Origin of the sequence: Vibrio sp. TRT 2004, assembly GCF_050113735.1 — a bacterium.
GTDB lineage: Bacteria > Pseudomonadota > Gammaproteobacteria > Enterobacterales > Vibrionaceae > Vibrio.
Genome location: NZ_JBNJOH010000108.1, coordinates 1 through 1,707 on the forward strand (window position 1 = coordinate 1; position 1,707 = coordinate 1,707).

Genomic DNA, 1,707 nt, shown 5'->3' on the forward strand with positions numbered 1-1,707 from the left:
TCGTTATAAAAGTAGACGGTATGATCGATGAGCTCTCGAGCAATATAATGATGCTCTTGCATATTGGCTAAGTCGACGCCAACTGACAAGGTCTCAGGGAGTTTTGCTGAGCTATCCTTATCTGCCACCGCATAACGCATCGGTTTTACTGTGAACCATTCATCTCTGAGTGGACACTCTTCGACGACGTTGTCTACCGGTTTTGAACTGGCGACGATGGCCGCATTGGTTGCGGGATCTGAAGTACCAGAAACCAGTACCGCATCCTGTGGGATATGAATGACATCACCGGCACGAATGTTATTCGGATCAGAAATGTTAGGATTCGCGTTCTGTATCGCTTTTAAGGTTATGCCGTTTGCGCGCGCGATACCGGTTAAGGTATCTCCTGATTGAATGGTATAGTTCATGGATAGTTCTCCACTGAGTCTCGTGGGTTTTGGGCGAGTGAGACAGATAATTGATTGGCGAGTTTTAAACGTTGCTCTAAGGGAGCTTTAACGTCATGCAGACAAGCCGTTACTTGAGGATAAAGTGAGCTTTTACCTAACACATCGCCAAGTCGGCAAACGATATTGAGGTAATATGTGGCGAATTGTTCGTTGACTTGACCAAGCGGTTGTAAGTCAGCCAGTTGCTGCAAAACAAACGCGTGCGTTTCTTGTTTGCTTGCTTGCAGTCTGTCAGGAAAATATGCCTCTATGTGCTGGATAAGTCGCCATGCTGTGTATGCTGTGCTCGCATCACTCAGGCCCTGCCACTCTTCATCGGTAAAGAAGGCTTCTTTTAACGCTTGGGGTGTTTCCAAACACGATTTCGCTTCACCGTATTGCTGGTTAAAAAGGTTTGGTAGCCATATGTTTTTCATTGGCCCCATCCAAGACTCAAAGCGTGTTTCATCTGCCGCTTTGAGTAAATAAAGCATAATAATGGGGTCATATAAACGAGCTAAATTATTTTCTAACCCACCATGCTGACACAAAATGAGTTTCTTCCAGTGTGTTTCGAGATCATCTATAGAAGCGTTGGATTCGAAAATAACCCCATACCGATAAGGCGCAGTGTCATGAGCCCAATCTTGGATTTGTTTTGACCATGTAACAAGGTATGGACCAATATCCGATACGTTTTGCCAACGTGTATTACGCAATAGAGATCGATACTCGATGGGAGTCGTCAGCTCTCTGCCTAACGTTGCGATGTTAAACTCAAGTTTCGGCAGCAGTGCACCATCGAGAACCATCCAACGGGCTAGCCTTGATACTGGTGGAAGCTCGGTAGAGTATTGGAAAGTTTTCATGACTGAGCCTCCTCACAAGCTCGGCAAATTGGACTGCCGTTTATTGCTGCCTCAAGAACCGTATTTCGTTGTTGCTCTGTGACCAGTGGTGGTTCCATCTCTTGCGGCGCTTGCTGCAACTCTAACCCATTCGGTAATGCGGCTTGCTGGCCTCCATACCCGCTGCCGCTACCCGGGCTACCGCCCGAGTTTATATTGATTTTTGGCCCAACCAGACTGACGCCAGACGCGTCCAGTTTTACAAAGCTGCCGCCGGCTTTGAGGGTGGTTTCAGAGCCAGCATCTATCACCACTTTATGACCAACCTTGATGTGAATTTCATCACCTGATTGAATGGCGTGGAGCGCACCGACCTTTTGGTGCAAGCTGCCCTCAATAATCGAGGTGGCATCTTGTTTGACCAAAGT

Annotated in this window: 2 protein-coding genes and 1 pseudogene; all 3 read right to left on the reverse strand. The window is 47.2% G+C overall.

All coding sequences use genetic code 11. The features are described 5' to 3' along the window. A partial coding sequence (locus ACQEXR_RS20025) for a LysM peptidoglycan-binding domain-containing protein (protein WP_427021021.1) occupies positions 1 to 410 on the reverse strand: 410 nt, incomplete at its 3' end. Continuing rightward, positions 407 to 1,300: a DUF4123 domain-containing protein gene (locus ACQEXR_RS20030; RefSeq protein WP_427021022.1), complete on the reverse strand. Its 894-nt coding sequence runs from the start codon at positions 1,298 to 1,300 to the stop codon at positions 407 to 409. The genes ACQEXR_RS20030 and ACQEXR_RS20025, both read right to left, overlap by 4 nt. Beyond that, a pseudogene (locus ACQEXR_RS20035) lies at positions 1,297 to 1,707 on the reverse strand (type VI secretion system tip protein VgrG); the annotation flags it as partial. The gene ACQEXR_RS20030 and the pseudogene ACQEXR_RS20035, both read right to left, overlap by 4 nt.